Annotated in this window: 30 protein-coding genes and 1 tRNA gene; 7 read left to right on the top strand and 24 right to left on the bottom strand. The window is 67.7% G+C overall.

The window, feature by feature from the left end:
* The 11 genes from nuoK to SM754_RS13060 form a co-directional block, all read right to left on the bottom strand.
* Window positions 1–306, bottom strand: a complete 306-nt coding sequence (nuoK, locus tag SM754_RS13110; RefSeq protein ID WP_323676688.1) for an NADH-quinone oxidoreductase subunit NuoK — start codon at window positions 304–306, stop codon at window positions 1–3.
* Window positions 306–914, bottom strand: a complete 609-nt coding sequence (locus SM754_RS13105) for an NADH dehydrogenase subunit 6 (protein ID WP_323676687.1) — start codon at window positions 912–914, stop codon at window positions 306–308. Before SM754_RS13105 ends, nuoK begins: the two co-directional genes overlap by 1 nt.
* The gene (locus SM754_RS13100) at window positions 911–1,183 is read right to left on the bottom strand and encodes an NADH-quinone oxidoreductase subunit J (protein WP_323676686.1); all 273 of its coding nucleotides are present in this window, start codon (window positions 1,181–1,183) and stop codon (window positions 911–913) included. The genes SM754_RS13105 and SM754_RS13100 overlap by 4 nt, the downstream gene beginning before the upstream one ends.
* A 12-nt stretch (window positions 1,184–1,195) precedes the next feature.
* A complete protein-coding gene (locus SM754_RS13095; RefSeq protein ID WP_323676685.1) occupies window positions 1,196–1,657 on the bottom strand; it encodes a NuoI/complex I 23 kDa subunit family protein in 462 nt (153 codons plus the stop codon).
* Complete coding sequence (locus tag SM754_RS13090) at window positions 1,654–2,733, bottom strand: complex I subunit 1/NuoH family protein (protein ID WP_323676684.1); 1,080 nt, start codon at window positions 2,731–2,733, stop codon at window positions 1,654–1,656. Before SM754_RS13090 ends, SM754_RS13095 begins: the two co-directional genes overlap by 4 nt.
* Window positions 2,733–4,403, bottom strand: a complete 1,671-nt coding sequence (locus tag SM754_RS13085) for an NADH-quinone oxidoreductase subunit D (protein WP_323676683.1) — start codon at window positions 4,401–4,403, stop codon at window positions 2,733–2,735. The genes SM754_RS13090 and SM754_RS13085 overlap by 1 nt, the downstream gene beginning before the upstream one ends.
* A complete protein-coding gene (locus SM754_RS13080; RefSeq protein ID WP_323676682.1) occupies window positions 4,400–5,101 on the bottom strand; it encodes an NADH-quinone oxidoreductase subunit B in 702 nt (233 codons plus the stop codon). Before SM754_RS13080 ends, SM754_RS13085 begins: the two co-directional genes overlap by 4 nt.
* Before the next feature lie 13 nt (window positions 5,102–5,114).
* On the bottom strand, window positions 5,115–5,513 hold the full coding sequence (locus SM754_RS13075; protein ID WP_323676681.1) for an NADH-quinone oxidoreductase subunit A: 399 nt from the start codon (window positions 5,511–5,513) through the stop codon (window positions 5,115–5,117).
* Between the two features lie 418 nt (window positions 5,514–5,931).
* Window positions 5,932–6,570: an AIR carboxylase family protein gene (locus SM754_RS13070; protein ID WP_323676680.1), complete on the bottom strand. Its 639-nt coding sequence runs from the start codon at window positions 6,568–6,570 to the stop codon at window positions 5,932–5,934.
* A gap of 30 nt (window positions 6,571–6,600) precedes the next feature.
* Window positions 6,601–7,764, bottom strand: coding sequence for a 5-(carboxyamino)imidazole ribonucleotide synthase (locus SM754_RS13065; protein ID WP_323676679.1), 1,164 nt, complete (start codon window positions 7,762–7,764; stop codon window positions 6,601–6,603).
* Window positions 7,765–7,791: 27 nt separating this feature from the next.
* Window positions 7,792–9,903, bottom strand: coding sequence for a flippase activity-associated protein Agl23 (locus SM754_RS13060; protein WP_323676678.1), 2,112 nt, complete (start codon window positions 9,901–9,903; stop codon window positions 7,792–7,794).
* Window positions 9,904–10,142: 239 nt separating this feature from the next.
* Here SM754_RS13060 and ribH point away from each other — a divergent pair, with 239 nt between their 5' ends.
* Window positions 10,143–10,556, top strand: coding sequence for a 6,7-dimethyl-8-ribityllumazine synthase (gene ribH, locus SM754_RS13055; protein ID WP_323676677.1), 414 nt, complete (start codon window positions 10,143–10,145; stop codon window positions 10,554–10,556).
* The gene (locus tag SM754_RS13050) at window positions 10,553–11,701 is read left to right on the top strand and encodes a pyridoxal phosphate-dependent aminotransferase (protein ID WP_323676676.1); all 1,149 of its coding nucleotides are present in this window, start codon (window positions 10,553–10,555) and stop codon (window positions 11,699–11,701) included. Before ribH ends, SM754_RS13050 begins: the two co-directional genes overlap by 4 nt.
* Before the next feature lie 63 nt (window positions 11,702–11,764).
* Here the strand turns inward: SM754_RS13050 and SM754_RS13045 are convergent, their stop codons facing one another.
* Window positions 11,765–12,016, bottom strand: coding sequence for a DUF8151 family protein (locus SM754_RS13045; RefSeq protein WP_323676675.1), 252 nt, complete (start codon window positions 12,014–12,016; stop codon window positions 11,765–11,767).
* An 85-nt stretch (window positions 12,017–12,101) separates the two neighbouring features.
* Here SM754_RS13045 and SM754_RS13040 point away from each other — a divergent pair, with 85 nt between their 5' ends.
* Window positions 12,102–12,332 (top strand): DUF7860 family protein, encoded by a 231-nt coding sequence (locus tag SM754_RS13040; protein WP_323676674.1) that lies wholly within the window; start codon window positions 12,102–12,104, stop codon window positions 12,330–12,332.
* Window positions 12,333–12,339: 7 nt separating this feature from the next.
* Here SM754_RS13040 and SM754_RS13035 read toward each other — a convergent pair whose 3' ends face one another.
* Window positions 12,340–13,104, bottom strand: a complete 765-nt coding sequence (locus SM754_RS13035) for an Lrp/AsnC family transcriptional regulator (RefSeq protein WP_323676673.1) — start codon at window positions 13,102–13,104, stop codon at window positions 12,340–12,342.
* 121 nt (window positions 13,105–13,225) lie between these two features.
* Window positions 13,226–13,900, bottom strand: a complete 675-nt coding sequence (locus SM754_RS13030; RefSeq protein WP_323676672.1) for a DNA methyltransferase — start codon at window positions 13,898–13,900, stop codon at window positions 13,226–13,228.
* A 136-nt stretch (window positions 13,901–14,036) separates the two neighbouring features.
* Here SM754_RS13030 and SM754_RS13025 point away from each other — a divergent pair, with 136 nt between their 5' ends.
* Complete coding sequence (locus SM754_RS13025) at window positions 14,037–14,411, top strand: CBS domain-containing protein (protein ID WP_323676671.1); 375 nt, start codon at window positions 14,037–14,039, stop codon at window positions 14,409–14,411.
* Between the two features lie 9 nt (window positions 14,412–14,420).
* Here the strand turns inward: SM754_RS13025 and SM754_RS13020 are convergent, their stop codons facing one another.
* Window positions 14,421–14,852, bottom strand: coding sequence for an FAD synthase family protein (locus SM754_RS13020; protein ID WP_323676670.1), 432 nt, complete (start codon window positions 14,850–14,852; stop codon window positions 14,421–14,423).
* Entirely contained in the window at window positions 14,853–15,374 is a 522-nt protein-coding gene (locus tag SM754_RS13015; protein WP_323676669.1) for a Mov34/MPN/PAD-1 family protein, read from the bottom strand.
* A 274-nt stretch (window positions 15,375–15,648) separates the two neighbouring features.
* Here SM754_RS13015 and han point away from each other — a divergent pair, with 274 nt between their 5' ends.
* Window positions 15,649–17,547 carry a Hef-associated nuclease gene (gene han / locus SM754_RS13010; protein ID WP_323676668.1) on the top strand — a complete coding sequence of 633 codons (1,899 nt, stop codon included), beginning with the start codon at window positions 15,649–15,651 and terminating at the stop codon, window positions 17,545–17,547.
* A gap of 48 nt (window positions 17,548–17,595) precedes the next feature.
* Here the strand turns inward: han and SM754_RS13005 are convergent, their stop codons facing one another.
* From SM754_RS13005 to SM754_RS12995, 3 genes are all read right to left on the bottom strand, one after another.
* The gene (locus SM754_RS13005; protein ID WP_323676667.1) at window positions 17,596–19,290 is read right to left on the bottom strand and encodes a phospholipase D-like domain-containing protein; all 1,695 of its coding nucleotides are present in this window, start codon (window positions 19,288–19,290) and stop codon (window positions 17,596–17,598) included.
* A 123-nt stretch (window positions 19,291–19,413) separates the two neighbouring features.
* Complete coding sequence (locus SM754_RS13000) at window positions 19,414–20,673, bottom strand: HEAT repeat domain-containing protein (RefSeq protein WP_323676666.1); 1,260 nt, start codon at window positions 20,671–20,673, stop codon at window positions 19,414–19,416.
* 51 nt (window positions 20,674–20,724) lie between these two features.
* Entirely contained in the window at window positions 20,725–21,447 is a 723-nt protein-coding gene (locus SM754_RS12995; RefSeq protein WP_323676665.1) for a protein sorting system archaetidylserine synthase, read from the bottom strand.
* A 158-nt stretch (window positions 21,448–21,605) separates the two neighbouring features.
* On the opposite strand from SM754_RS12995, the gene SM754_RS12990 reads away from it, so the two are divergent.
* Window positions 21,606–22,031: a cupredoxin domain-containing protein gene (locus tag SM754_RS12990; protein WP_323676664.1), complete on the top strand. Its 426-nt coding sequence runs from the start codon at window positions 21,606–21,608 to the stop codon at window positions 22,029–22,031.
* Window positions 22,032–22,173: 142 nt separating this feature from the next.
* On the opposite strand, the gene SM754_RS12985 is transcribed toward SM754_RS12990, so the two are convergent.
* Genes SM754_RS12985 through SM754_RS12970 form a run of 4 tightly spaced genes read right to left on the bottom strand, consistent with a single transcriptional unit; the run spans window position 22,174 to window position 24,740 of the window.
* The gene (locus tag SM754_RS12985) at window positions 22,174–22,833 is read right to left on the bottom strand and encodes a 30S ribosomal protein S3ae (protein WP_323676663.1); all 660 of its coding nucleotides are present in this window, start codon (window positions 22,831–22,833) and stop codon (window positions 22,174–22,176) included.
* Window positions 22,830–23,066: a KEOPS complex subunit Pcc1 gene (locus SM754_RS12980; protein WP_323676662.1), complete on the bottom strand. Its 237-nt coding sequence runs from the start codon at window positions 23,064–23,066 to the stop codon at window positions 22,830–22,832. Before SM754_RS12980 ends, SM754_RS12985 begins: the two co-directional genes overlap by 4 nt.
* A complete protein-coding gene (locus SM754_RS12975; protein ID WP_323676661.1) occupies window positions 23,063–24,259 on the bottom strand; it encodes a serine/threonine-protein kinase in 1,197 nt (398 codons plus the stop codon). Before SM754_RS12975 ends, SM754_RS12980 begins: the two co-directional genes overlap by 4 nt.
* Window positions 24,260–24,266: 7 nt before the next feature.
* The gene (locus SM754_RS12970; protein ID WP_323676660.1) at window positions 24,267–24,740 is read right to left on the bottom strand and encodes a 30S ribosomal protein S15; all 474 of its coding nucleotides are present in this window, start codon (window positions 24,738–24,740) and stop codon (window positions 24,267–24,269) included.
* 282 nt (window positions 24,741–25,022) lie between these two features.
* Here SM754_RS12970 and SM754_RS12965 point away from each other — a divergent pair.
* A tRNA-Ala gene (locus SM754_RS12965) sits at window positions 25,023–25,094 on the top strand.
* Window positions 25,095–25,293: 199 nt separating this feature from the next.
* On the opposite strand, the gene SM754_RS12960 is transcribed toward SM754_RS12965, so the two are convergent.
* Window positions 25,294–25,836, bottom strand: a complete 543-nt coding sequence (locus tag SM754_RS12960; RefSeq protein WP_323676659.1) for a type IV pilin domain-containing protein — start codon at window positions 25,834–25,836, stop codon at window positions 25,294–25,296.
* Between the last annotated feature and the right edge of the window lie 344 nt (window positions 25,837–26,180).

Raw genomic sequence — 26,180 nt, 5'->3', positions numbered from 1 at the left:
TTACCACCTCATCCCCGTTGCGTCGGTCACGTCCACGTCCCCGAAGTTACGGTAGAGGACGAGGATGATGCCGATACCGATGGCGACCTCAGCAGCCGCCAACGCCATCGTGAACAGTGCGAACGTCTGCCCCGTCAGATTCCCCCAGTAGAGACTGAACGCGACGAAGTTGAGGTTCGCCGCGTTCAACATGAGCTCGACGCTCATCAGGAACATCAGGGCGTTCTTCCGCGTGAGGATGCCAGCGAGGCCGATGCAGAACAGGCCCGCCGAAAGAACGAGATAGTACTCCGCAGGGACCGCCATCAAGCGTCACCTCCGTCCGTCGACTCGTCGGCCACGGTCGGTTCGCTCCCACCGTCAGCCGCGACAGCGCCACTCGGCGCCTCGTCCTCGCTGGACGTGAACAGCGTCACGACCGTTCCGAGGTCCTCGCGTCGCGCGAGCGTCACCGCGCCGACGAGCGCCGCGACGAGCACGAGGTCGATGATCTCGAACACCGCGAGGAAGCTCTCGCTCGTCAACTCCCCGGGAATCTGGTCGTTCAACCCGAACATCGCGTACCCGATGGTCTCCGTGACGCTCACGGGGTCGGACACCACACCGTACGCCGACCCGCCGGCCGTGACGACCGTCGCGTTCACGCCGGTGTCCTCGGTCAGCAACGTCGACTCGTTCCCGCTGGCCGTCGACACCTGCGCGAACGTCCCGTTATCCGTCGTCTGGATGCTCGCGTTCGACGCGACGCTCGCGTCACCGATGGACTCGTTCGCAACCTCGACGTTCTGCGGGAACCCGGCAGCATCACCCACCGGCGCACCGAGGAACACCACCGCCATCACCACGAACAGACCGACCGCCGCAACCGCCGGCAGAAGGCTCCCTGTGTCGCGTAACTCAGGACTGGTCGTCATGTCTGTACCACCCCGTCGTCCGTCTCGCTGTCGCGCGTCAACATCACGGCGAACGTGATGAGGATGAGAACCCCGCCCACGTAGACGAGGACCTGCATCGCCGCGAGGAACTCCGCCTGCAGCATCACGAAGTGAACCGCGACGCTGAGGAGGCTGATCCCCGTGAAGAGTGCGGCGTGCCACACGTCCTCTACGAGGACCACCCCGGCCGCCGCCCCGAGCGTCACGAAGGCGAACAGCGCGAAAGCGATGGTTTCTGCTAGTGCCATTGTTTCGTTTGCTTACTGATAGTCGACTTCGCCATCGCCCTCACCGATCCACGCACCACGGTCCGGTTCGCGGGATTCGAGGGGGTCGATGTCTTTGTACCACGGAACGCTCTTCAGCTGTTCCTTGTTGTACACCAGTTCGTCCTTCGTGTCGCCCGTGAACTCGAAGTTCTGCGTGAGCAGGATCGCGTCCACCGGACACACCTCCTCGCACAGCCGACAGTAGATGCACTGCCCGATGTGGAGGTTGTACTGTTCGCCCTGGCGCTGGTCGTCGGTCACGATGTGGATGGTGTCGTTCGGGCAGACGTTCTCGCACTGCCGACACCAGATACATCGTTCCTGACTGAACTTGTGCACCCCACGGAACCGCGCGGACACCTCCGGCGTCTCCTCGGGGTACTGCACGGTGAACTTCTCGCCGTCCAGCGCGTGCTTCATCGTCGTCGCCATGCCTTTCAGGATTCCAATCATGCTATCACCCCGACGAGAACGGCGGTCAGGAGCAGGTTCGCGAACGAAAGCACGAGCATGCCCTTCCAGCCGATCTCGATGAGTTGGTCGATGCGGACGCGCGGAATCGCGCTTCGGCACCACTGCGTGAACAGGAACACCCCCCAGATCTTGATCGTGAACCAGATGAATCCGGGAAGGATGGGGCCTGCGGGACCGCCGAGGAAGAGCGTCGCCGCGATGGCGCCGCCCAAGAAGATGTGGAGGAACTCGCCGAGATAGATGAGGACGAAGTACACGGAGGAGTACTCCGTCTGGTACCCGGCGACGATCTCCGTCGGCGCTTCAGGGATGTCGAACGGGTTCCGGCCGACCTCCGCGAGGTTCGCGACCATGAACAGCACGAACGCGAACGGGTTCACGAACGCGAACCACGGCGGAATCTCGAGTCCGCCGATGCTGAACAGCGCTTCGGTGCCGCCACCGACCGTCTGCGCGGCGACGATTTCGCTCATCTGGAGCGACCCGGCGAAGATGACGACCGACGCCGCCGTCAGAACGAGCGGAATCTCGTACGCGATGTTCTGTGCGATCGCCCGCAGCGCGCCCATGAACGAGAACTTGTTCGAGCTCGCGTACCCCGCCATCGTCAGGCCGAGCGTCGCGATGGACGCGACGGCGAACACGTACGCCAGCCCCGCTTCGGGGTCAGCGACCTGGAGGTTGATGCCGAACAGGCTCCCCATCGGGATGACCGCGAACCCGAGGAGCGCCGACCCGGCGACGATGAGCGGTGCGATGTCGAACGCGGGGCGGTCCACGCGTTCGGGGATGATGAGCTCCTTCGAGAGCAAGCGGACGGCGTCGGCGGGGATCGTGAGCAGGCCGAACGGCCCCATGCGGTTGACCGCGTACCGGTCGGTGAACGCCGCCGTGATCTTCCGCTTCGCCCACGGACCGGCGATGCCGGTGTACGTGAGCATGATGGTGCCGACGATACCGGCGCCGACGATCGCGGCGAGGAACTCGCCGGCGACGCCGTAGCCACCGAGCCCGGTGACCTCGCTGATGAACTCCGGCAGGGTCTGCGTCGCCATCAGCGGTCCACCTCGCCGAGGACGATGTCGAGGCTCCCGAGGCTCGCGATGAGGTCAGGGATGTACTCGCCCTGGGACATCTCCGGGAGCGTCTGGAGGTTCGAGAACGACGGGGCGCGGATCTTGAATCGCGCGGGCTTGTCCGTTCCGTCCGCGCGCATGTAGATACCGAGTTCGCCCTTCGCCGCCTCGACCGCGCGATACGTCTCCGTGTCGTTCTCCGGCTTCAGCGTCCGGGGAACGTTCGACTGGATGGTGCGTTCCTCCTCGGGCCACTCCTCGAGCAGGTCCACGCACTGCTTGATGATCTTCGCGGACTCCTCGACCTCCTGCATCCGCGTGAGGACGCGCGCGTAGTTGTCCTTCCCGTCCTCGGTGACGACGTCCCAGTCGAGTTCGTCGTAGTACCCGTACGGGTCGTCGCGTCGGATGTCGTAGTCGACGCCGGACGCGCGAGCGACGGGGCCGGTCGCGCCGTAGGACTTCGCGACGTCGGGCTCGAGGACGCCGGTGTCGACGCACCGGAGCTGGAAGATTTCGTTGGACGTGATGAGGTCGTGGTACTCCTCGAGCTTGCCCGGAAGCTCGTCGAGGAAGTCCCGCGTCATCTCGAAGAACTCATCGCGGGGCTCGGGGAGGTCCCACGCGACACCGCCCAGGCGGAAGTAGTTGAACATCATCCGCTGGCCGGTGAGCTCCTCGAGGATGTTCTGGACGACCTCGCGGTCGCGGAACGCGTACTGGAAGATAGCGGTGAAGTCACCGTAGACGTCCAGCGCGAACGTCCCGAGCGCGAGCATGTGCGCGGCGATTCGGCAGAGTTCCGCGCCCATCGTCCGGATGACCTGCGCGTACTCGGGGACCTCGATGTCCGCGAGGTCCTCCGCGGCGCGTGCGTACGCCCACTCGTTGAGAAGGCCGGCGGAGACGTAGTCCCACCGGTCGGGGTACGGCATGATCTGGTGGCGGTACGTGCCCTTCTGGGCCATCTGCTCCTCGCACCGGTGGAGGTACCCGATGTCGGACTCGACGTCCGCGACCGTCTCGCCGTCGAGCACGGTCTTGACGTGGAGGACGCCGTGGGTCGCCGGGTGGTGCGGACCGATGTTGAGGAACATCGTGTCGTTGTCCTCGTCCCGGTGGTCGTCCTTCAGCGGGTTGTCGTGCTGACCGAGCGTGACGACCTGCGGGCGGTCCTGGTCGTAGTCCATCGACAGCGGGTGTCCCTGCCACGTCTCGGGCATGAGGATGCGCCGCATGTCGGGGTGGTTCTCGTACTCGATACCGACCAGGTCGTACGCCTCGCGCTCGTGCCAGTCGCACGTCCGGTACGCGGCGTTCCCGGACTGGCTGACCGGGTCGTCCTTCGTCGCGGGTACGACGACGCTGACCTCGTTCGTCGGGTCGTCGTACTGCTTCAGGTGGTAGATGGACTCGTAGCGGTCCTCGTACTCCTGCGCGGTGACGAGCGAACAGTGGTCGAACCCGGCGTCGTCGCGGAGCGCGAGCAGCGTCTCCTCGACCGCGTCCGGGCGAACGACGACCGCGAGGTCGGCGTTCATGTGCTCCTCGACGTCGAGCACGCGGTCGCCGAGCAGGTCGAGGATGGCTTTCCGGTCGACGTCGCCGTGCGCGTCGAGCGTGTCGTCGCGCGGTCGTTCCAGGCTCATGGCGAATCAGCCCAGTTGTACCGCATCGCGAGCGTATCCTCGTCGATCTCGTCGGCGAGCTCGTCGATGACCTCGTCCTGGTCCATGTCCCCGAACTGCTCGAGTTCGTAGGGCTTGACCGTGACGGGGCTGGACTCGCCGTTCGCGACGCGCTCCTGAAGCTTCGCGACGCCGTAGATGAGCGCCTCGGGACGCGGCGGGCACCCCGGGACGTGGATGTCCACGGGGATGACCTCCTCCGCGCCCTTCACGACGTTGTAGCCCTCCTGGAACGGGCCGCCGGAGATGGTACAGCTCCCCATGCCGACGACGAACTTCGGTTCGGGCATCTGGTCGTACACGCGCTTCATGCGGGGCGCGAACTTCGAGACGATGGTGCCGGGCACGATGATGACGTCGGCCTGCCGCGGGCTCGCTCGCGGGATGCCCGCGTGGAACCGGTCGAGGTCGTGCTTGATGGCGTACGTGTGGATCATCTCGATACTGCAGCACGCGATACCGAACTGCAGCATGAACATCGAGGATCCCCGCACCCAGTTCATGAACTTGTCGAACTTCGTGAGGATGAACGGGGAGGAACCGAAGGCCTCGCGGAGCTTCGAGTTGAAGCGGTCGTCGAGCCCTGGGCCCATCCGCGCCTCGCGCGTCTTGGTCAGTGCGTCTGTGCTGCCGCCGTCCGTGGTGTTGTCGGAACTCATTGTTTGAACGGGGTTACTGTGTCTCACTCGCCTGCGGGTCGCGCGCCCACTCCACGGCGCCGTTGTGCCACGCCCAGGCGAGTCCCACGACGAGGACGCCGATGAAGATGAGCATCGGCGCGAGCACGGTCGCCAGCCCGACGCCGCCTTCGAGAGCAGACCGATAGATGACCGTCCAAGGGAAGATGAGGACGGTCTCGATGTCGAAGACGACGAACAGGAGTGCGACCATGTAGTACTGGATGTTGAAGCGGATGCGAGTCCCGCCGGTGGGGACCTCACCGCTCTCGTACGTGGTGCGCTTACTGTCTTCTGGAACGCTCGGCCGCAGCAGCGACGATACCAGCATCATACTCACCGGTATCAGCACTGAAACGACCCCGAGCGCCCCGACTGCTATCCATGGATTCATACCGTGTACTCCGTATCATCTGCGGCTTTGAAGCGCACCCATATAAGGGTTGATTCTTGGGGTTTTCAAGGGCTGGCTGGGGTTTGCAGTGGGATATCGGGAGAATCCGCCCGGGACGGCTTCGGTGCCGCGGTTTGTTTCATTCGAGCGCTTGCGCGCACGTTGGGGGGTGACATCGCGGTGGACGCCGAACGCGAGTGGACCTCGGCGTCGACCGGGGGCCGCTGGCCCAACCGGAGGCGCTGGCGCGCGTTCACGCGGCGGCTGACGTTGACGGGGACCGGGTCGTGGAGACGCCGACGTTGCAGCGGTCGGCGTCGTCGTCGATGGCGCCGTGGGACCGGGCGAGCATCGTCGTGCCCGTCAGTGCTCGCCGGCGGACCTTGGCGGTTCGCTGAAAGACGATTTTCGCCGTGCGTCAGTCGTGCTTCTCGCGGAAGCCGGGCGTACCGAGCGAGTGGAGGTCGTGGGAGACGTCGGCGACGTCGCTCTTGAGGCCCTCGTGGTAGTCGACGAGGCGCTCGCGGAGCTCGTCGTGTTCCCGCGCGAGGATCATCGCGGCCGAGAGTGCGGCGTTGAAGCTCTTGCCCGCGTCGACGGCGGTGAGCGGGGCGCCGGTCGGCATCCCGATGACGGAGTCGACGGACTTCTCCTGGACGGGGACGCCGACGACGGGGACGGGGTACGCGATGCTCGCGGTCATGTTCGGGAGGTCCGCGGACTTCCCGCCGGCACCCGCGATGACGACGTCGAGACCGCGTGCCTCGGCGGTCTCGGCGTACGCGTACATGAGTTCGGGCGTGCGGTGCGCGGACACCACGAACGTCTCGAACGAGAAGCGTGCGTCGGGCGCGTCGCGGTAGTCGGTCTGCTCCTCGAACCCGAGTTCGTCGACGAGCGCGTCGTACGCGCCGGCGGCGTCCTCGGTCCCCATCATGACGTCGAGGTCGGAGTCCGACCCCATGACGATACCGACGTCTGGGGTCGCTTCGGGTGGTCTGTCGTCGTCGGCCTGTGCGTGGAGGTCGTCGATGAGCGCTTGGAGTCGGTCTGTCATGTGATTGCTGTCGGTGGTGGTGGTCGTCGCTCAGCGGAAGTCGATGCTGTCCCGGAGGGTGCGTGCGCCGGCGAGGAGGTCGCCGACGGATTCGTCGTCGGTCTGGACGCACGTGACGTGCCCCATCTTCCGGAGCGGGCGCGTCTCGTGTTTCCCGTACCAGTGGAGGTTCGCGCCGGGGGCTTCGAGGACGGCGTCGACGTCGTCGACCGTCGCGGGACGGGTGTCCTCGCCGTCGCCGAGGAGGTTCGCCATCGCGGTCGGACCGCGGAGGCCGGTGGCTGCGAGCGGCCAGCCGAGGACGGCGCGGACGTGCTGTTCGAACTGACTGGAGTGCGCGCCCTCGATCGTCCAGTGCCCGGAGTTGTGGGGGCGTGGTGCGATCTCGTTGACGGAGATGCTGCCGTCCTCGTGCTCGAAGAGCTCGATACCGTAGACGCCGCGGCCGTCGAGGACGTCGAGGACGTCGAGTGCGACGTCGCGGGCACGGTCGAGGACGTCGTCGCCGGTGCGCGCCGGGACGACGGTCTCGCGGAGTATCTGGTCGCGGTGGAGGTTCTCGCCGACGGGGAACGCGGCGGTCTCGTCGTCGCCCTGGACGGCGATGACGGAGAGTTCGCGCTCGTAGTCCACGAACGACTCAACCATCGCGTTGCCGTCGCCGCCGACCTCGGCGAGCGCGGCCGCGTGGTCGGTGTCGTCGTCCACAGGGACGTTCCCGCGGCCGTCGTACCCGCCGGTGCGTGCTTTGAGCATCGCGGGCGCGCCGAGGGCGTCGAGCGCGTCGGCGACGTCCTCGGGCGACTCGACCTCGCGGAAGTCCGGGACCGGGACGCCGGCGTCGGCGAGCGCGCGCTTCTGGACGAGCTTGTCGTGGATGAGGTCGAGCGTCGCCGGCTTCGGGTGACAGGGGACGCCGGTGTCGCGTTCGATGCGTTCGAGCGCGTCCTGGTCGGCGAGCTCGATCTCGAACGTGAGGTAGTCGGCGCGTTCGGCGAGCGCTCGGATGGCGTCGATGTCGTCGAAGTCGGCGACGACCTGGTCGCGCGCCGGTGGCGCGGCTGGACAGTCGGGCGTCGGGTCGAGAACGAGGACGTCGACGCCGAGGGGCGAGGCGGCTTCGGCGAGCATCCGTCCGAGCTGGCCGCCGCCGACGACCCCGAGCGTCGGGCCTGGCGTCGAGAGCGTCGTCATCACGCGAAGCGTTCCCCGGGGTGGCGCTTAACGGTTCCTCCTTCTATCCACGCTCGCGTTCGCGGCGGCCGTCGGCGCCGTCACGCTGGCTGGGGAGGCCGTGACGTCGCGGTCGACGAAGACGGTGACGGTGACGTTCCGCTGGGTGAGGTTGAACGTCGTCCGGTCGTAGCCGCCATCGAGTACCCTGGAGACGTTCTCGGCGAGCTGCGAGCGGACGACGACGACGGGCGGGTCCGTCGCCGCGAGCCGGTCGAGGCCGGCGGCGGTCCGCGCGCTGTCCGTCGTCGCGTTCATCGCTTCGGTGTACCACGGGAGCGGGAGGCGGTTGTACCAGCCCTCGTTGTCCTCGACGAGCTCGTACTCGCCGTCGTCCCGTTGCGTGTAGACGTCGCCGACGGGGAGGCGGTCGACGCGCTCGGGGTTGTCGACGTGGAAGTACGCGCCGTAGTAAACGACGTCCGGGCCGTCGTCGTTCGCGGCGGCCGCGGCGTCGACGCGCTCGAGCGTGTCGCGGACGTCGTCGGCGGGCTGGCCGTACTGGACGAGCGGGTTCGTCTGCCCCTGCGGGTGGAGGTACGCGGTGCCGGCGGCGGTGGTGAGCGGGACGGCGAGTGCGACGCAGAGCACGATGGCGGCGACGCCGGCGACCGCCGGGTCGCGGTCGCGCGCCGCGGTCGCGAGGCGCCTGGCGACCGCTGCGAGGGCGACCGCGGCGGGGATGGCGAGCGGGACGACGACGTGGACGGCGTGCCAGGGCGCGTTCACGAGCATCGCGAGCGGGGAGACGAGCACGGCGAGGGCGGCCCAGAGGAGCGCGAACTCGACGAACTCGTCGCGGTCGCCGTAGCGGTTCGCGAGGAATCCGAGGCCGCCCGCGGTGACGACGGTGAGGCTCGTGACCGCGAGCGTCTTCACGAGCGGGACGGCGAACGTGAGGTAGTCGTTGTGGTTGCTCGCCACCCAGACGCCGTAGTAGTCGGCGAGCGGGTGGACGAGGCCGGATTCGACGAGCGCTGGGAGCTGGAGGGGGTTCGCGAGCGCGCTCCAGAGTCCGAGCCCGTTCGGGTCGCGGGGCGCGAACAGGACGAGCGTGAGGACGAGGAACCAGACGGTGGCGAGGACGCCCGGCGCGCGCCAGCGGCGGACGCGCTCGCCGAGGTCGGTGCCCCGGAGGAGGACGCCGACGACGCCCGCGGCGGCGGCGACCCACGTGAGGGCGAACGCGACCTGCCGACTGCCGGACGCGAGCGGCGACCCGAGGAACCCGGACGCGCCGACGTACGCGGCGACGACGCCGCCGACGAGCCAGACCGCGTTGCGGTCGACGACGCGGTCGGCGTCCTGGAGCGCGACCCCGGCGAGGAACGCGACGACGGCGACGAGGATGGCGACGACGACCGTCGAGAACGGCCCGAACGCGAGGACGACGACCGGGTTGAAGACGGCGACGACCGCCATCTCCGGCGTCCCGCGCGCCCGAACGGCGTCGACGAGTTCGCCGCCGCGACGGTGGTCGAACACCGGCCGTCGTGCGACGGCCCGGAGGAACGCGCGCTGGTCGGCGACGACGAGCGCGGCGGCGACCCAGAACGCGACGTAGAGGAGCGCGTTGGCCTTCGACGCGAACGCGAGCGCGCCGACCGTGCTCGCCGCGTACAGGTATCGAGCGTCGCCCGTGCGTCGCGTTCGGACGAGGAATCCGAGCGCGGCGAGCGCGAACGCGGCGACGAGCACGTCGTTCCGGAGGTGCCGCGAGTAGTACACGAGCACGGGGTTGGCGGCGAGGAGCGTCCCGAACGCGAGCAGTTCACCGTCCCGGAGGTGGTCGTGGAACAGCCACGCGGCGAGCGGCAGCAGGCCACCGACCACCGCGACGGGGAGTCGCGCGACGAGGTCTGAGGGGCCGAGAAGGTCGAAGAGCACGCGGTCGACGTGGTAGAGCAGCGGGCCGTGCGTGACCGGTCGGTACTCGAACACGCCGGTCGCGGCGTACCGGAGGACGTCGTACCCGAGGCGTGCCTCGCCCCAGGCCGCGATGCGGTCGCCGAGCGCGAGCAACCGCGCGAGCGTGGCGCCGGCCGCGAGCGCGAGGAGCGCGGCGAACGTGGCGCGTCGGTCGGTCCGACGTGAGGTCATCGTTCCCCACCTGTCCCCCGGACGGTAAGGGCTTTGTCAATCCTCACGACCGCCAGGCGTCCGGCCGCGGTCGACAGCAGGCGCGTCGGTTCGCTCTCGCTCGCCGCGGACGGTCGTCAGCCTCGCCGTCTGGCCGACCTTCCGGCTCGCCGTCGACGGTCCTCGGCGCGAGCGCGGCAACGTTTGCTCGCGCGTCCGGTCCCGGTAGGTTCTTGTGGCGTCTCGGCAACCGGTGGTGTATGGCACGGCTCGGACTGGTGGTCGCCGATTTCAACCGGTCGGTCACCGCGGAGATGGAAGATGCTGCGCTGTCGGCAGCGGCGTCGCGCGACGCCGACGTCGTCGACGTCACGTCGGTCCCCGGCGCGTACGACTCGCCGCTAGCCGCGGACAGACTGGCGCGACGGGACGACGTCGACGCGGTCGCCGTCGTCGGCGCGATCGTCACCGGCGACACGAACCACGACGAGGTCATCGGGAACGCGATCGCGCAGAAGCTCACGGACGTGAGCCTGGAGCGCGACACCCCCGTCACCCTCGGCGTGACCGGGCCGGGAATGAGCGGTGCGGAAGCCAGGGAGCGCGTCGAGAACGCCGCGCACGCGGTCGACGGCGCGCTCGACCTGGTAGCCGAACTCGGAGACGACTCATGACAATGGATTTCGCTTCTCGCGTCGAACGCGTGGAACCGTCCGCGACGCTGGCCATCTCGAACGCCGCCGCCGAACTCGAAGCGGAGGGGGCGGACGTGGTGGACCTCAGCGTCGGCGAACCAGACTTCCCGACCCCGGAGAACGTCGTTCGAGCCGGGAAGGACGCGATGGACGCCGGCCACACCGGCTACACGTCCAGCAACGGCATCCCCGCGCTCAAGGACGCCATCGTCGACAAGCTCGCCGACGACGGCCTCGAGTACGCGACCGACGAGGTCGTGGTGACGCCCGGCGGCAAACAGGGTCTGTTCGAGATCATCATGAGCCTCGTCGACGACGGCGACGAGGTCGTCCTCCTCGACCCGGCGTGGGTGTCCTACGAGGCGATGGTGAAGATGGCGGGCGGCACCCTCAGTCGCGTGGACACGTCGCCGCACGACTTCCAGCTCGAGCCGGCACTCGACGAGCTCGGCGAGGTCGTCACCGACGACACCGCGTTGCTCGTCGTGAACTCGCCGAGCAACCCGACCGGCGCGGTGTACTCCGACGCCGCCCTGGAGGGCGTGCGCGACCTCGCCGTTGAGCACGACGTCGCGGTCATCAGCGACGAGATATACAAGGAGATCACGTACGGCGTCGAGTCGACGAGCCTCGGCTCGCTCGACGGGATGGGCGACCGCACCATCACGCTGAACGGATTCTCGAAGGCGTACTCGATGACGGGATGGCGCCTCGGGTACTACGCGGCGCCGCAGGCGCTCGTCGACCAGTCCAGCAAGCTCCACAGTCACTCGGTGTCCTGTGCGGTGAACTTCGTCCAGCACGCCGGCGTGGAAGCGCTGGAGAACACGGACGACGCGGTCGCGGAGATGGTCGAGGCGTTCGAGTCCCGCCGCGACCTCCTCGTCGACCTGTTCGACGACCACGGCGTGCACGCGGCGACGCCCGACGGCGCGTTCTACCTGATGCCCGAGGTCGCCGACGACGACCAGGCGTGGTGCGAGGCCGCCATCGAGGACGCGCACGTCGCGACCGTCCCCGGAAGCGCGTTCGGTACGCCCGGCTACGCGCGCCTCTCGTACGCCGCGAGCGAGGAACGTCTGAAGGAGGGCGTCGAGCGGCTCGCCGACGAAGGCCTGCTGTAGGTCGACGCGGTCTCTTCCTGGCGGTCGGTTGCGGTCTCGTGCATTGCTCGGACGTCCTCGGCGTCAGCGGGCGAGACGGTTCTTGATACCGCGGACGGTCGGAGCGAGATTGGCTTGCAGCAGGTGGTATGCGAACGCGAGGACGACGGCGCCGAGAACGGCAGCCCACGCGGCGAGGGCGGTGTCGCCGGCCTGGAACGTCGTCATCGCGAAGCGCTCGATGTAGACGCCGCCCACCGAGAGGCCGACGCTGACCGAGCTGAAGAACAGTACCTGCAGGATTTCGGGGAGGATCTCCATCACTGTCGAGAGCATGGCCCTCAGTTCGTAATCCCGAGCTGAAGCCCTTTCGGATTACGCAACCGAAACTGCTTTTATATTGTATAGTTTTTGTACTTCTATGACCGGTCGATACGGTGACCTCGATTATCCGTCGCTCACGAAGCGAAGCTTCCTCGTCGGCGTGGCCCTCATCGTCGTCGGCGAAGCCGGCGACGCGTTCCTCAGTACGTCCGCGTCGTCCGTTCCAGCGTGGGAACACCAGCTGCTCGTCGGTGCAGCCATCCTCGGCGTCCTCGTCGCGCTCTGCTCGCCGTTCCTCTTCGGAATCGTCCTCCCGCTGACCGAGTGACGGCTCGCTACGTGCGCTGCTGGTTCGCGTCGCGACTCTCGAACGCCGCGACGAGATCCTCGGGGAACGACGCGGGCGAGAAGATCGAGACGACGTCGCCCGCGACGATGCGCGTGTCGCCGTTGGGCGTGATGCGTTCCTCGCCGCGTTCGATGCTGACGACGAGCGCCTCGTCCGAGAGCAACCCGTCGTCGTTCGCGTCCTCGAGCGTCAACCCACAGATGTCCGCGTCCTCGGAGACCGTGAACTCGACGACCTCCGCACCGCCGGCGACGTTCTGGAAGTCTCGGACCGCGGACCGCGGCTCGTCGCCGTTCGGCGCGAACGACTGGTAGGGCCGGAACGACTCGTTCCGGAGGATGTCCTCGCGCTTGATCGTCGCGCCGAGGTCCGAGAGCTGGCGTGCGATCCGGTCGATGTCGTCCGTTGTCTCCCCGACGACCGTGATGAGGAGGTTGTCCTGGCCGGCGAGGAGTTCGCGGACGTTCACGACCCCGTGCTTGGCCAGCGCATCGGACGCGATCTTCGAGCGGTCGCTCACCGGAACGGTGCACGTGAACTGCGTGACGACCTTCCCGTCCGTCGCTTCGTAATCGACGTCCGCGTGATACCCGCGGATGATGCCGTTCTCCTCGAGCTGTCGGATCCGGTTCCGGATGGTCGCCGGCGTGACGTCGACCTCGTCGGCTATCATCGGCGCGGACGTGTTCCGCGCGTCCGACGCGAGGTGATACAGGATCAGCTTGTCTATCTCGTCGATACGGTAGTTCATGACGGGACCTTCTCCGGGTTCGATGAAAGGCATTACGCACCCCAGGAACGCGAGGGAGGGGCGTCACGCCGTTCCCTCTCCGCATCTGGAGCGAACTGACGCCACTCTCTCCAGTCCGGTCCTACGCGGTCGGTTTCGTGAACGTGAGGCAGTAGGAGTGGTCGTAGCCGTAGCCGAACGTGCCCTCGCCGTGGTCGCCGTCCTCGCCGGCCGTCCAGCCGACGACGACCTCGCCGTCGAAGTGGAGGACGTTCGAGACGCGGTCGGCGACGTCCCACGCGAGCGTCGTCACGCGCCCGTCGTGTTTCATGTTGGAGACGTCGACGACGACGCGCGCGCCGGGGACGAGGACCGACTCGACGCGAGAGAACGCGCGCTCGACGTCGTCGAGGTAGTCGTCGTACGTGCTCTCGCCCGCGTAGTTCTCGAACGGATTCCGGGTGTCCGTTCGCTCCATGAACGGCGGGGACGTGAAACAGCAGTCGCAGGTGGGGACCCACGACGGGTCGAGGTCGAGGACGCTCCCGTGACGCACGCGGTCGTCGTCGGAGACCGCTTCCCGGGCGTGCCGGAGGCGGTCGGCGTCGTACTCGATACCGTAGCCCGTCCGGTCGAGGCGTTCGGCGACCGCGAGCGTCGTCCCGAAGCCGGCGAACGGGTCGAGGACGCGGTCACCGGGGTCGGTGTACTCGGCGAGGAACCGTTCGACGAGCGCGTTCGGCGTCCGGAACTCGCTGTCGACGCCGTCGGGGAGTGCAGTGTCGTGCGCGTACTCGAGCGCGAGGAACGACTTCATCCTCCGACCGTCTCCGTGGGCGGGATTCAGTCTTGGGATGCCGTGGGACGCGATACCGTCGACCGGTCCTCGTCTCACCGGGCTGGGAGTGAGAGCATGGGTAAACCCCTTCACGGCGGTGGTCGTGTATGGACGTATGAGCTCGCAAGATAGAGTCACGGTCGAGGACGTGATGTCGTCGCCGCTGGAGACGATCTCGAAGGACGCGACCGTCAAGGAAGCGACCGAGCGGATGCGGGAACTGGACATCAACGCGCTCGTTGTGCCGACGACGCCGCGCGCTATCGTCAGCAGCACGGACGTCCTAGACGCGGTCGCGGACGGCCGGAACGTCGCGGACCTCCAGGTCTCGGACGTGATGACGACCGACGTCGAGACGGTGAGTCCGGACCTCTACATGGAGGAGGTCGCGGCGATGATGACCACGTACGGCATCAAGCACCTCCCGGTCGTCGAGGACGACTACGTCGGGATGGTGTCGTCCACGGACGTCACGGCGTACCTCTCCTAGAACCCGCGGTCAGTCGCCGCGTTCTTCGAGGACGCGGTCGATGATGCGGCCCGTGGAGAGCAGTTCGTCGTCGTAGCGTCGTTCGCGAGCGCTCGCGCGCCTGACCTCGCAGTCGATACCGCGGTCCTCGAGTGCGGCCTGGATGCTCGCTTCGTCGTGATGCTGGTCGTGCCCGAGGACGACGTAGTCCGGGTCGATGCGTTCGATGGGGACGAAGATGTCCTCGCGGTCGCCGAGGTGCGCTTCGTCGACCACGTCGAGCGCGCCGACCATGTCCCGTCGCTGCCGGTCGGCGAGGATCGGTTTCTCCTTGTGCGTGACGTTCCCGCGTCGTGCGATGATGACGTGGAGTTCGTCGCCGTACGACGCTGCATCCTCGAGGTAGTGCACGTGTCCCGGATGAAGGATGTCGAACGTGCCCTGTGCGATCGCTCGTGTCATCTAGTAGTTGCCTCCGGACCGGAGTTCGTCGTCGATGTCGTACTGGTCGAAGTCGAAGAACGCTTCCGGGTCGTCGAGGTCGACGTCGAGGACCGGGAGCGTGGTCGCGTCCCCTTCCTGGTCGAACGCACGCCAGTCGCTCCTCCGGTAGGGTGCGCCCATGATGACGTGCACGCTCCCGGACGTGAACGTCGCCAGGTCCGCGTCACTCGGCTTGAGGACGCCGTTCGGGTGCGAGTGAATCGAGCCGACGGTCCGCATGTCGTTCGGAATCATGTTGTTGTCGACGGTCGCACTCATCTCGTTCGACGTCGTCCCGGGGATGACGAGGACGTCCGTCACCACGTAGTCGTCCGGGTGAATCTCCTCGCCGAGGTCGAACTCGCGCGCCGGCGTTCCACGCATGAACCCCATGTACTCGTTCGGGTGCGTGTCTTCGGCGGACGAGAGCGCGAACTCGAGCGTGTCCCGTGCGATGCCCGCGACGTCCCGCGACCGGAAGAACCGGTCGAACAACCCCATGCCCGCCACTCGTCGTCTCGGCTACCTGAACGTTGCGGATGCGGCCCGCACGAGCATCATGCGGCCCGCACGAGCGTACGGCGGCCGCCAGGCCCCCGTTCCTCGGTTGCTGTCGGCGTCGTCGTGTCTGCAGTGGTCGCTGCGTCTGCAGTGGCCGGGGGGTGGCGTCGTCCGGTGGTTGGTGTGGTCGACGCGAGCGAGCAAGTGGCGGTTTCTGGCGGGGCGAGGTGTCTTGGCAAGGATTAAACGGCGGCGGAGCGAATCTCGGGTCAACATGACTGCTGAATCTGCCGACGGGGCGGAGCGACCGGTCGTCTTCGACCTCGCTCCGGCGTGTACCGTCGACGACGTGGATGCGGACGTGCCGTACCTGGCGACGGTGAACGGGGTTGTCGAGTACGGGGTGTTCGTGGATCTCTCGGAGTCGGTGTCTGGTCTCGTGCACGAGTCGAACCTGGACGCGTCGTACTCGGTCGGTGACGAGCTCGTCGTGGAACTGGAATCGGTTCGAGATAACGGTGACCTGTCGTTCGTGCTCGCGGACGTCGCCGACGAGTACGACGTGGAGCGCGCGTCGGAGGACGTGGCGCTGACGGCGTCGAGCGCGTTGTCGACGCAGCTCGGTGAGCGCGTGCACGTCGAGGGCGAGGTCACGCAGATCAAGCAGACGGGCGGGCCGACGGTGTTCCAGGTTCGCGACGAGCACGGCGTGGTGCCGGCGACGGCGTTCGCGTCCGCTGGCGTTCGCGCGCACCCCGAGATCGAGGTCGGTGACGTCGTCCGTATCGCGGGCGAGGTGGAGAAGCGCGAGGGCACGCATCAGATCGAGGTGGAGCACATCCAGACGCTGGAGGGTGACGAGGCCGATGCGGTCCACGAGCGCCTGGAGAGTGCGATGCTCGACGCGGCGGAGCCGAACGACGTGGAGCCGCTCGTGGAGTGGGACGCGTTCGAGAAGCTCCGCCCGGACCTTGAGGCGGTCGCGCAGGAGTTGCGGAAGACCGTCATCGAGGGGCGCCCGATTCGACTGCGGCATCACGCGGACGGCGACGGGATGTGTGCGAGCGTGCCGGTGCAGGCCGCGCTGGAGGCGTTCATCGAGGACGTCCACGAGGACGTGGACGCGAAACGGCATCTGTTCAAGCGCCTGCCGAGCAAGGCGCCGTTCTACGAGATGGAGGACGCGACGCGCGACCTCAACTTCGCGCTCGAGGACCGGTCGCGGCACGGCCAGAAGCTCCCGCTCCTCCTCATGCTGGACAACGGCTCGACGGCGGAGGACGTGCCGGCGTACGAGACGCTCGCGCACTACGACATCCCGATCGTCGTCGTCGACCACCATCACCCCGACCCGGACGCGGTCGACGACCTCCTGACGCATCACGTGAACCCGTACCTGTACGACGAGGATTACCGGGTGACGACGGGGATGATGTGCGTGGAGCTCGCGCGCATGATCCACCCCGAGTTCGCTGACAAGCTCGATCACGTGCCGGCGGTCGCCGGCCTGGCGGACCGGTCGAAGGCGGAGGCGATGACGGACTACCTAGAGCTCGCAGCGGACGCGGGCTACAGCGAGGACGACCTCCGCGACATCTCGGAGGCGCTGGACTACGGCGCGCACTGGCTCCGGTACAACTCCGGCCAGCACCTCATCGACGATGCGTTGAACGTGCGCTGCGACGACGAGGAGCGTCACGAGGAGCTCGTGGACTTCCTCGCGTCGCGGTCTCGGGAGCGCGTGGACACGCAACTCGACCGTGCGATGGAGCACGTCGAGCACGAGGAGCTCGAGAACGGCGCGCAGCTCTACCGGATCGACGTCGAGAACCACGCGAAGCGGTTCACGTATCCGGCGCCGGGGAACACGACCGGTGAGATCCACGACCGGAAGGTCAAGGAGACCGGTGACCCCGTCATCACGATCGGGTACGGGCCGGACTTCGCGGTGCTGCGGAGCGACGGCGTGCGACTGGACATCCCGAACATGGTGACGGAGCTCACGGAGGAGGTCGCGGAAGGCGGTGTCTCCGGCGGCGGGCATCTCGTCGTCGGTTCGATCAAGTTCGTGAAGGGCCGCCGCGAGGAGGTCCTCGACGCGCTCGTGGAGAAGATGGCGGAGGCGGACATCGACGAGGACGTGTCCAGTCTCTCCGTGGTCGACGACGTCTGAACGGGTCGAATCGGGTGGGGTATCGGGACGCGAGTCGGTTTCTCGCGGTCAGTTCTCGAAGTGGATGCGTCGTGCGAGTAGCGCGAGGAGGACGAGGACGGCGACGGCGGTGGCTGCGGCGAGCCACGATGGGATTGGTGTGCTCGTGCCGCCCTGCCAGTCGCGGTCGAAGCCGTCGGCGTAGTAGTCGGCGACGGCGTCGCCGTGGAGGGCGACGGCAACCTCGCGGTTCTCGCGGAGCGAGTGGTCGTTCCAGTTGATGGAGCCGAGGACGACGCTGTCGTCGACGACGACGCCTTTGGCGTGCACCTTCTGGAATCGGTTCCCCGGGTCGACGAGGCGGGCGTCGAGCGGGAGGGATTCCCGGTCGGCGGCGGCGTTGAGTGCGTCGACGACCGCTTGGTTCTCTTCGCGGGCGTACCACGCGGACGAGAGGAGGATGCGGACGTCGACGCCGCGGCGGGCGGCGGCGATGGTCTCGCGGACGAGGACGCCGTCTCGCGCGGCGGTCATCTGGAGGACGCGGACGCGGTCGGTGGCGTTCCGGAGTCGGGAGACGAGTGCGCGCTCGGCGTTGTCGGGCGCGGTGAGGACGGTCACGGCGTCGGCGGTGACGTTCCGCGACCGGACTCGCGTCGGGTAGGTCGCGTTCGCTGGCGGTTCGGTAGGTCCGGTCGCGTCGACCGCGACGGCCGTCCAGTTCCGGGCGTCGGGCGCGCGCCAGTCGCCGTCGAACACGCGCCGGAGTCCGCTGGCGGTGTCCGGGTCGCGTAGCACCACGCCCCAGCCGCGGTTGGCGTGCCCGCCGGTCCCGGACGGCTTCCAGTTCTCCGTGAGGACGACGGCGGTGTTGTCGGCGACAAGGTACTTCGCGTGGTGGTAGTCGTAGCGCGCGCGGCCCCCGCCGAGCGCTCGCACGGCGACGCCGCTCGCGGCGAGGTCGTCGAGGACCTGACGTTGTCGCGGAGTGATGCCGCCGACGGGGGACTCGTCGACGATGACGCGGACGTCGACCCCGCGGGCCGCGGCGCGCTCCAGTGCGACCGCGACGCGCTCGGACGCGAACGTGTACCCGGCGAGTTCGACCGAGTCGGTCGCCGTCCGGATGGGTTCGAGCGGGACGGCGACGTCGGGCGTGAGGAACGCCCGCGCGGCGACGTCGGTGGTGGTCGCGGGCGCGTGGTCGGTCGCTCCGAGCGGTCGGAACGCGCCGTCGACGAACCGTTCGCCCTCGGGCGCGTCCCCGTATCGCGCTGCGTCGACCGTCCCGCCGGACGCGTTCGCGAGCACGAGTGCCTCGCCGGCGTTCGATAGCGAGAGCCCGGACGCGGCGACGACGGTGGCGTTCGAGGGGTCACCGCTCGCCGTCGAGGCCGCGAGTCCGGTGGCGGCGGTGACATTCGCCGCGACGAGGACGACCCCCGAGACGGTTCGGTTCGGAAGCGAGACGGTCGTCTCGCCGTCGCCGAGCGTCCACCCTTCGACGTCGGTACGAGCCGGGAACCGCAGGGTGACGTACTCGCCGACGTCGCCGTCCACGACCGGGTTCGGGTAGACCGTCGCCACGCTCGGTCCCGACTCGTTCTCCGGCGACGGGGGCGCTCGCGAGAGCGCATCCGGCCCCGTCGACGACGGGACCGTCGACCAACTATCGGCGACCGGTCCGGCACCAGCGCCGGCCGCGACGGCTGGCGTGACGAGAACGCAGACCACGACCACCGCGAGAGCACGCCGTACTGACACGCCGACCGTAGCCGCGCCTCCCTACAAGAACCCTCGCCCGGAGCGACCGCTACACGCACCGACTCGTCGGCGAGCGAGAAAGGAGTCCCGCGTACGGGACGGGAGAGAACGAGCGAACCGCGTTCAGACGGCCTTCTCGGCCTCGGCCTGTACGATGAACGCGCGGTCGTCGACGTACCCCGAGACCTCCTCGAGCGCGGCCTCGGTCCCGATCTGGTTGAGTGCCCACGCGGCGCTCGCACGCACGCGGTCGGCCTCCTCGTCGTCGCCGAGGACGTCCGCGAGCGGGCTGATGGCGCGCGTATCACCGAGGAGTCCGAGCGCGCGAGCGGCACGGGACCGCGTGTCCTCGCTGTCCGCGACGAGCTTGTTTGCGATCGGCTGCGTCGCCTCCTCGCTCCCGATCTCGCCGAGCGCGCGGAACGTCGCCTTCTGGAGCTCGGGGTCGGAGTCCGCGTCCACGTAGTCGACGAGCGTGTCGACGGGCTCGTCGCTCCCGATCTTCCCGAGGATGCGGATCGCGGCCTTGTCGCGGCGCTGTGCGCGCTGCTGCATCTCGTCCAGGGCTTCCTCGGGACCGAGCTTCTCGAGGACCTCCATGCAGTGCCGTTCCATGAAGTCCGAGTCCATGCGGTCGAGGACGACGAGCACGCCCTCCGCGTCGAAGTGCTTCTCGTAGACCTTGAGCGCGTGCCACTCCGGCGGGAAGTCCTTCCGGTGGTCGATCTGGTCGTAGACGCCGTGGTAGTCGAGCTGCTCGCGGATGGAGAGGTCGTCCCACTCCTCGGCGTCCTCGACGCTCGACGAGAGCGCGTCGGCCGCCTCGAGCAGCGCCGCGATGACGTCGGCGTCGTCGTCAGCGTCGAGCCCGGCGCTCTCGATGGCGTCCGCGACCGCTTCGAGCGCGTCCGCGAGGGCTTCGGGTTCCTCGTCGTCGACGTCGAACGAGTCGTCGAGCGCGTCCCCGGCGTCGTCGACGAACGTCTCGACGGCCGCGAGGACGTCCGCGTGACCGTCCTCCGTCCAGCGCGTGTCCGCGACGGTACCGGCGACGTCCGTCACGTCGCTCGCGACGTCCTCCGCGTACGGCCCGCGTGCCTCCTCGAGGTCGCTCTCGACGTCCTCGATCTCGGCGAGGAGTTCCTCCTCGGGCGCGTCTTCGTCCTCGTCGTCCGCGTCGGGGAGGTCGCTCGCGTCGACGTCCGCTTCGAGCTGCTCGATCTCGGCCTCCACGTCGTCGAGGTCGTCCTCCGTCTCCGCGGCTTCGAGGAGTTCGTTGAGTTCCTCGAGGCGCTCGCGGAGCTCCTCGACGGTGTAGTCCTCGGCGTCGTCGGCGGCGTCTTCGACGTCGGCGTCGCCGTTCTCGGGTTCGTCCTCGCTCATGGGCGAACACCAGCCGTGTGAGTCATACCGAATCCTCGGGCCAGCGGTTTCCTAAGCGTTTCCATACAGGTTCGCGACGGCGGGGTCGTCGTCGCGCCAGTAGAACCACGGCCCCGCCACCAGGTACGCGACGCCGAGCGTGAGGATGGCGTAGGGGAACGTCCGCCCGAACGCGTACGGAACGAGGACGGCGAGTGCGTGCACGACGCCCATGAGGAGGGCGTCGCGCGCGAGGAGGTCCGGGTACGTCACCGTGGACACCATGAGGTAGACGAACGCGCCCGTGGCGGCGACGAGAACGCGTGGGTCGGTGACCCCGGAGAGGACGGCGGCGGCGAGGATGGTGGCGGCGAGCGTCGTCTGCACGCCTTCAGTGTGGTCGTCGGCGGTGTCGTACGCGGTGTACAGTCCGAGTCGGACGACGCCCATCGCGACGAACAGCGCGGGAACGACGAGCACGAGTGCGAGGAGCGGGTCGGGGTCGGCGACGGAGAGCGCCCACGCGTCCCTGACGGTGACGTACACGACGACCGCCGGTGCGACGCAGAACGACGCGACGTCCGCGAGCGAATCCAGGTACGGGCCCGCGGCGGACCCGCCCGAGTACCGCGCGACGACGCCGTCGAGGCCGTCGGCGATACCGGCCAGGAGGACGATTCTCGCCGCGAGTTCCGGGTCCGCGAACGCCACGACGACGGCGACGAAGCCCAGGCAGGCGTTCGTCGTCGTGACGGCGTCCGCGAGACTCAATCGCCCGACAAACCGCGGCAACATATCGAACGACTGCGTGAAGCGCACCAATAGGACTTGCGTTCTCCCCGTCCGCGGCCGCGTCACCGCGGGCTCGCCGCGCGAGACGGGCCGCTGGTTCGCGGGTCGAACGCGCCTCGCGAACCGCGGCGCATTTGTTCGGGAGGCCCTAACGCCAGCGCATGAACCGTCGTTCGGTCCTCGCGTCCGGGGCGCTCGCGACCGCGGGCGCGCTCTCGGGGTGTCTCGCCGTGTTCAACAGCGCCGGCGGTGCGAGCGGCGACTACGACGTCGGGATGTCCGACAGCGCGTTCGAGCCGGCGACCGTCACGGTCTCCGTCGGTGACACCGTCGTCTGGAAGAACACGAGCGGTCGGTCCCACACCGTCACCGCGTACGACACCGGTATCCCCGAGGGCGGCGCGTACTTCGCCTCCGGCGAGTTCGCCGACGAGCAGGCGGCGCGGGACGCGTGGCAGCGCGGCGCCGGCGGCATCGTCTCCGGCGACACCTACGAGCACACGTTCGAGACCGCGGGCGAGTTCCAGTACTTCTGTATCCCGCACGAACGCCAGTCGATGGTCGGTAGCGTCGTCGTCGAGGACTGACCTTCGACGGCCGTCGCCGGTCGACTACACGCGCCACTCCTCGTTCGAACCCGTCGGTAGAGGACCGCACAAACACCCACCACGTTTGCACGTGAAGAAAGGTGTCTCGGGCACGCGAACGTCGCGTGAACGGAGAGTTCGATTACTCCTCGTCGTCGGCTTCGATGTCGTCCGCGACCTCCTCCTCGTCGACGTCGACCGCCGTCTCCTCCTCCGCGGCGACCTCCTCGGGACGCGCCTCGAGCGTCATCTTCTGGATCTCCACGCGACGCAGCGGGTAGATCGTCTTCGCGTCGCTGTAGATCGCCGAGGACATCCGACCCTCGACGACGCTGTCGACGAGCGCCTCGAACGTGCGCTCCTCGGCAGCAGCCTCGACCTGGTCGATCATCGCGCGACGGATCGCCTTCTCCTGGCTCGCGTCCGCCTTCTTCGTCGTGAACGCGACCGGCTGGATCTGGACGCGGTAGTCGTCCGTCGACAGCACCGTGATGTACGCCTCGACCTTCGAGGCACCGCGACGCACGAGACTACGGAGGTAGTCTCGCGTCAGCTCGTGGGACACGAACTCGGTGTACGCCGCGTCGCTCCCCACGTCGTTGATTTTGAACGTGAGCTTGGTGTTGTTCTCGCTGGCGTCCCGCTTGAGGTCGCCGAGCGTCGTTTCGATGGTGCGACCGAGCACCTGGTCCGGTTCGTCTGCGGGCGTGGTACCGAGTTCCTCGCGGCCGAACTGCTCGGGCGCGTGAATCGTGTACCAGCGTTTCTGGTCCTTCTTACGGGAGACTGATCGTTCGCTCATGTGTTGTGATTCGTTGGTCGGTTGGCAGTCTGTACGACTCGCTCCGCGACGTCGACGTTCACGACGTAGTCGTCGACGGTCGACTGGAGGCCGCTCGTCGTCTCGCGCTCGATGCGCGTCACGACGCGGTCCCCGTCGGTCGTCGTCGTCATCTCGCTCGTGTTGTCCGGCGCGAGTGCCGCCGCGACGAGCGCAGCGTCGTCGTGGGTCGTCTCGATGGTCGCGGTTCTCATAGTGCAGCCCTCAGGGAGTCGACGAACGCGTCGGTCTCGCAGTTGATGGTCGCGTATCCAGTTGTGGTGGTCCCATCGTGCTCGCCGCCGGTCTGCGTGCTGACGCGCGCGAGCACGTGGCCGACGCCCACGTCGGGCGTCCCGGCGACGGCGACGGCGTCACCACCCGGGTCGACGGCGGCGACGACGGGTTCCGGCGAGCGGTAGTCTCGGACGAGTCGCGCGGTCGTCGAGAGCGGCGCGTCCACGTCGTGGACGACGACGAGGCCGTCGTGGCGAGCGCGCTCGCAGGACGCGACCGCCTCGTGGGCGGCCGTCGCGTGCTCGCGCCACGCCGACAGCGCGCTCTCGCGGACGTCGTGCCCGAGCGCCACCGCGACGCCCGTCCCCGGCGCGCGCTCCGCGAGCACGGCGAGGACGTCCGCGTACCCGGCGACGGTCGCGAACGCCGCGTCCGCGGCCGTGAGCACGTACGGTCGGAGTGCGCGCTCGACCGCATCGCCCGACCGCGGCGGTGCCGCCTCGGCACCCGTCGTGGCGATGGCGACGAACGACGCGATCCGGCGCCGATCGTCGGCAGCCAACGTCACGTCGCCCGCGACGGCGTCCGCGTCGACGGACAGCGCACCGAGCGCGTTCCGCGCGGCGTCCTCGTCGCCCGAGAACGACGCGTGCACGAGCGTCGAGTGCGCGAGCGCGTCCACCGCGTCGTCGACGGGGCCCGCGATACCGGGGCGACGGTCCAGCCGCCCACCGGCCTCCGCGGACTCGACGAGCCGCGCACTCGACCCGGCACCGGGCGTCACGCCAGCCGCGGCGACGCCGACGAGCGCCAGCACCGAGTCCGCGGTCGCACCGAGCTCGCCGGCGAGCCGCCACGCCGCGACGCTCGCCGGCTCGTCCTCGGGGTCCACGTGGAGCGCGTCGCCCGCACGCGAATCCCCGACGACGACCGTCACGTCACCGGCCGCGGCGTCCTCGACGCGGCGCGTCCGGTCCGCGACGGTCCGCCCGACGGTCACCTGGAACGGCGTTCCGCGCGCAGCGAGCACCCGCCCGAGTAACCCGGCGGCCGCGACCGCGTCGCCGCTCGCGCGAGCGACGATACGCACGAACGGCGCGTCGGCTACCTCGGTCGCGATGCTCGCCGCATCGAGCCCGCCGTCGGCACCACTGCGACCTGACTGCGACATCCGACGGTTAGTCGTCGTACCCGAGGAGTTCCTTCACTTCCTCGTGCTCGTACGTGAAGTCCTCGTCGAGGACGTCACCACGGTAGTACGAGACGAGACGGCGCACCTTCGACTCCGCGTTCTGGAGTGCGCGCTTGTTCGACGCGTCCTGCGGGTTCTCGTTCACGTGATCGCGCAGACGCACGGCGCGCTCCATGAGGTTCCGGAGGTCCTCCGGGAGGTCGTCCGTCGCGTCGTGCTCCGCGAGGATCTCGGTGACCTTCTTTCCGGTCGCGAGCTTGACGTCCGGCACCGGCGTGCCCTGGACGCCCTCGTCGCGCAGCTTCATCCCGATCTGGGACGGGTCGTACCCCTGTTCTTTCAGTTCGACGACGCGGTCTTCGACAGCGTCCGCGTCGACGTCGCTCCACTCCGGCGGTTCGTCCGCCGAGGGCTTGTCCGAGCCGGACGAGCCTCGACGCCGCGTGTGCATTCGAGCCATTGTATTGAGGATAGGAACCGCAGCGGCGCAGATAGTCTTCCAACCGCCACCCGACGCTGCGCGCAGGGCTCGCGGTCGGACCGCACTATCGCAATCCCAAGCCACCCGTAGCCGGGGGCGAGTCAGATTTGCGACCGTGCCGTTCCCGCTAGTACGACCGTCGAGCGCGCTCAAAAGGGTTTCCAAACCAACCCACCCGACCGTGACAAGAATACGCACAGCAGGACCGGCGAAATTCGAGGGGTTTATCAATCACCCACGGGCAACGTATTGACGCGAAGCGGGCTCGTAGATCAGGGGTAGATCACCCCCCTGGCACGGGGGAGGCCGCGGGTTCAAATCCCGCCGAGTCCATTCCCATTCTGACGACTCCACACGACGAGCGTAGCGAAGAGGCTGTGTTGGGGTCTGTCAGTTACTAGTGGTTCTCCCCACGAGATTGAGCGTGAACGTGCTCGCGGCCGCTGCGGTCCAGACCACTCTCTCGATAGTCGACGACGCATCATCGTCGTCGGCCAAGTTCCAGAGGTCGCCGTAAGAAAGATGTCGAGTGTTAGAACGCGACCGTACCGGTGCCAATGATGCTCGTAGACTCACTGCTGGACGAACTCCACACGACGACAATCTTCTCACCGTCTTCTATCTCACCAACGCCAGAGCTTTCGTGTTCGTCGTCCTGAATTTGAAGCGTGTCTCCAGCGGTGATTCCAATGCTAGAATCCTTCCATGCAGCATCGTTAGACCCTGCAAAGCTGAATTTGCCACTGGTGCTACTGCTTGCATAGACTTCTTCCCCGCCGACGCTGACACTCAGCAAGTCCGAGTCCATTTCCTCTCCCCCCCTGTGAGTAATCGAGATCGTCTCTTTACCGTTAATATCATCCTGATTGTTCGAGTCGAACTCCCAGCTCGCCTGAGGGACTTGTTCCTGGCTACCGCCGATGCCGAGGACGAACGCGCCGATGACGGCTGCGAGAATGACGGTGATCGCGACCATCAGGATAACCCCGATGACCGGTGACACGGCGTCCTCGTCCGCGAAGAGATTCTTCAGTTGCATTGTTGTGTTTTCGACACCGGGGGCGGCGCCACCCACGCCGCTGCGGTGTTAAGTGAACCAGTTAGTTGGTTGAATATGAATGCATCGGCCATTGCGGTTCGTGGTCGTGCCAGAGGTGTATCGGCCTTGTCCGTATCGCGGTAATATACGGCTTTTACGCAGGGATTGAAACCCGTTCAAAACCGGTTCCATCCTTCGATTCACGGATTTAATCCACTATACTCGCACATACGTTATTATTTCCTTGATTATGGTCGCCGTTAGAACCCAGGCCAGTAGACATATATACTTGCTCTCTTCCGACGGTCGCGTTCAGATTAGCTGATTCCATGCGAAGGCGAATGATTTTAGCCACTCGTCAGCCGTTTCTGCCTTGGCGT

The sequence above is a fragment of the Halorubellus amylolyticus genome (assembly GCF_034808145.1).
Classification (GTDB): Archaea; Halobacteriota; Halobacteria; order Halobacteriales; family Natrialbaceae; genus Halorubellus.
This window is presented reverse-complemented; position numbering and strand designations above follow the sequence as displayed.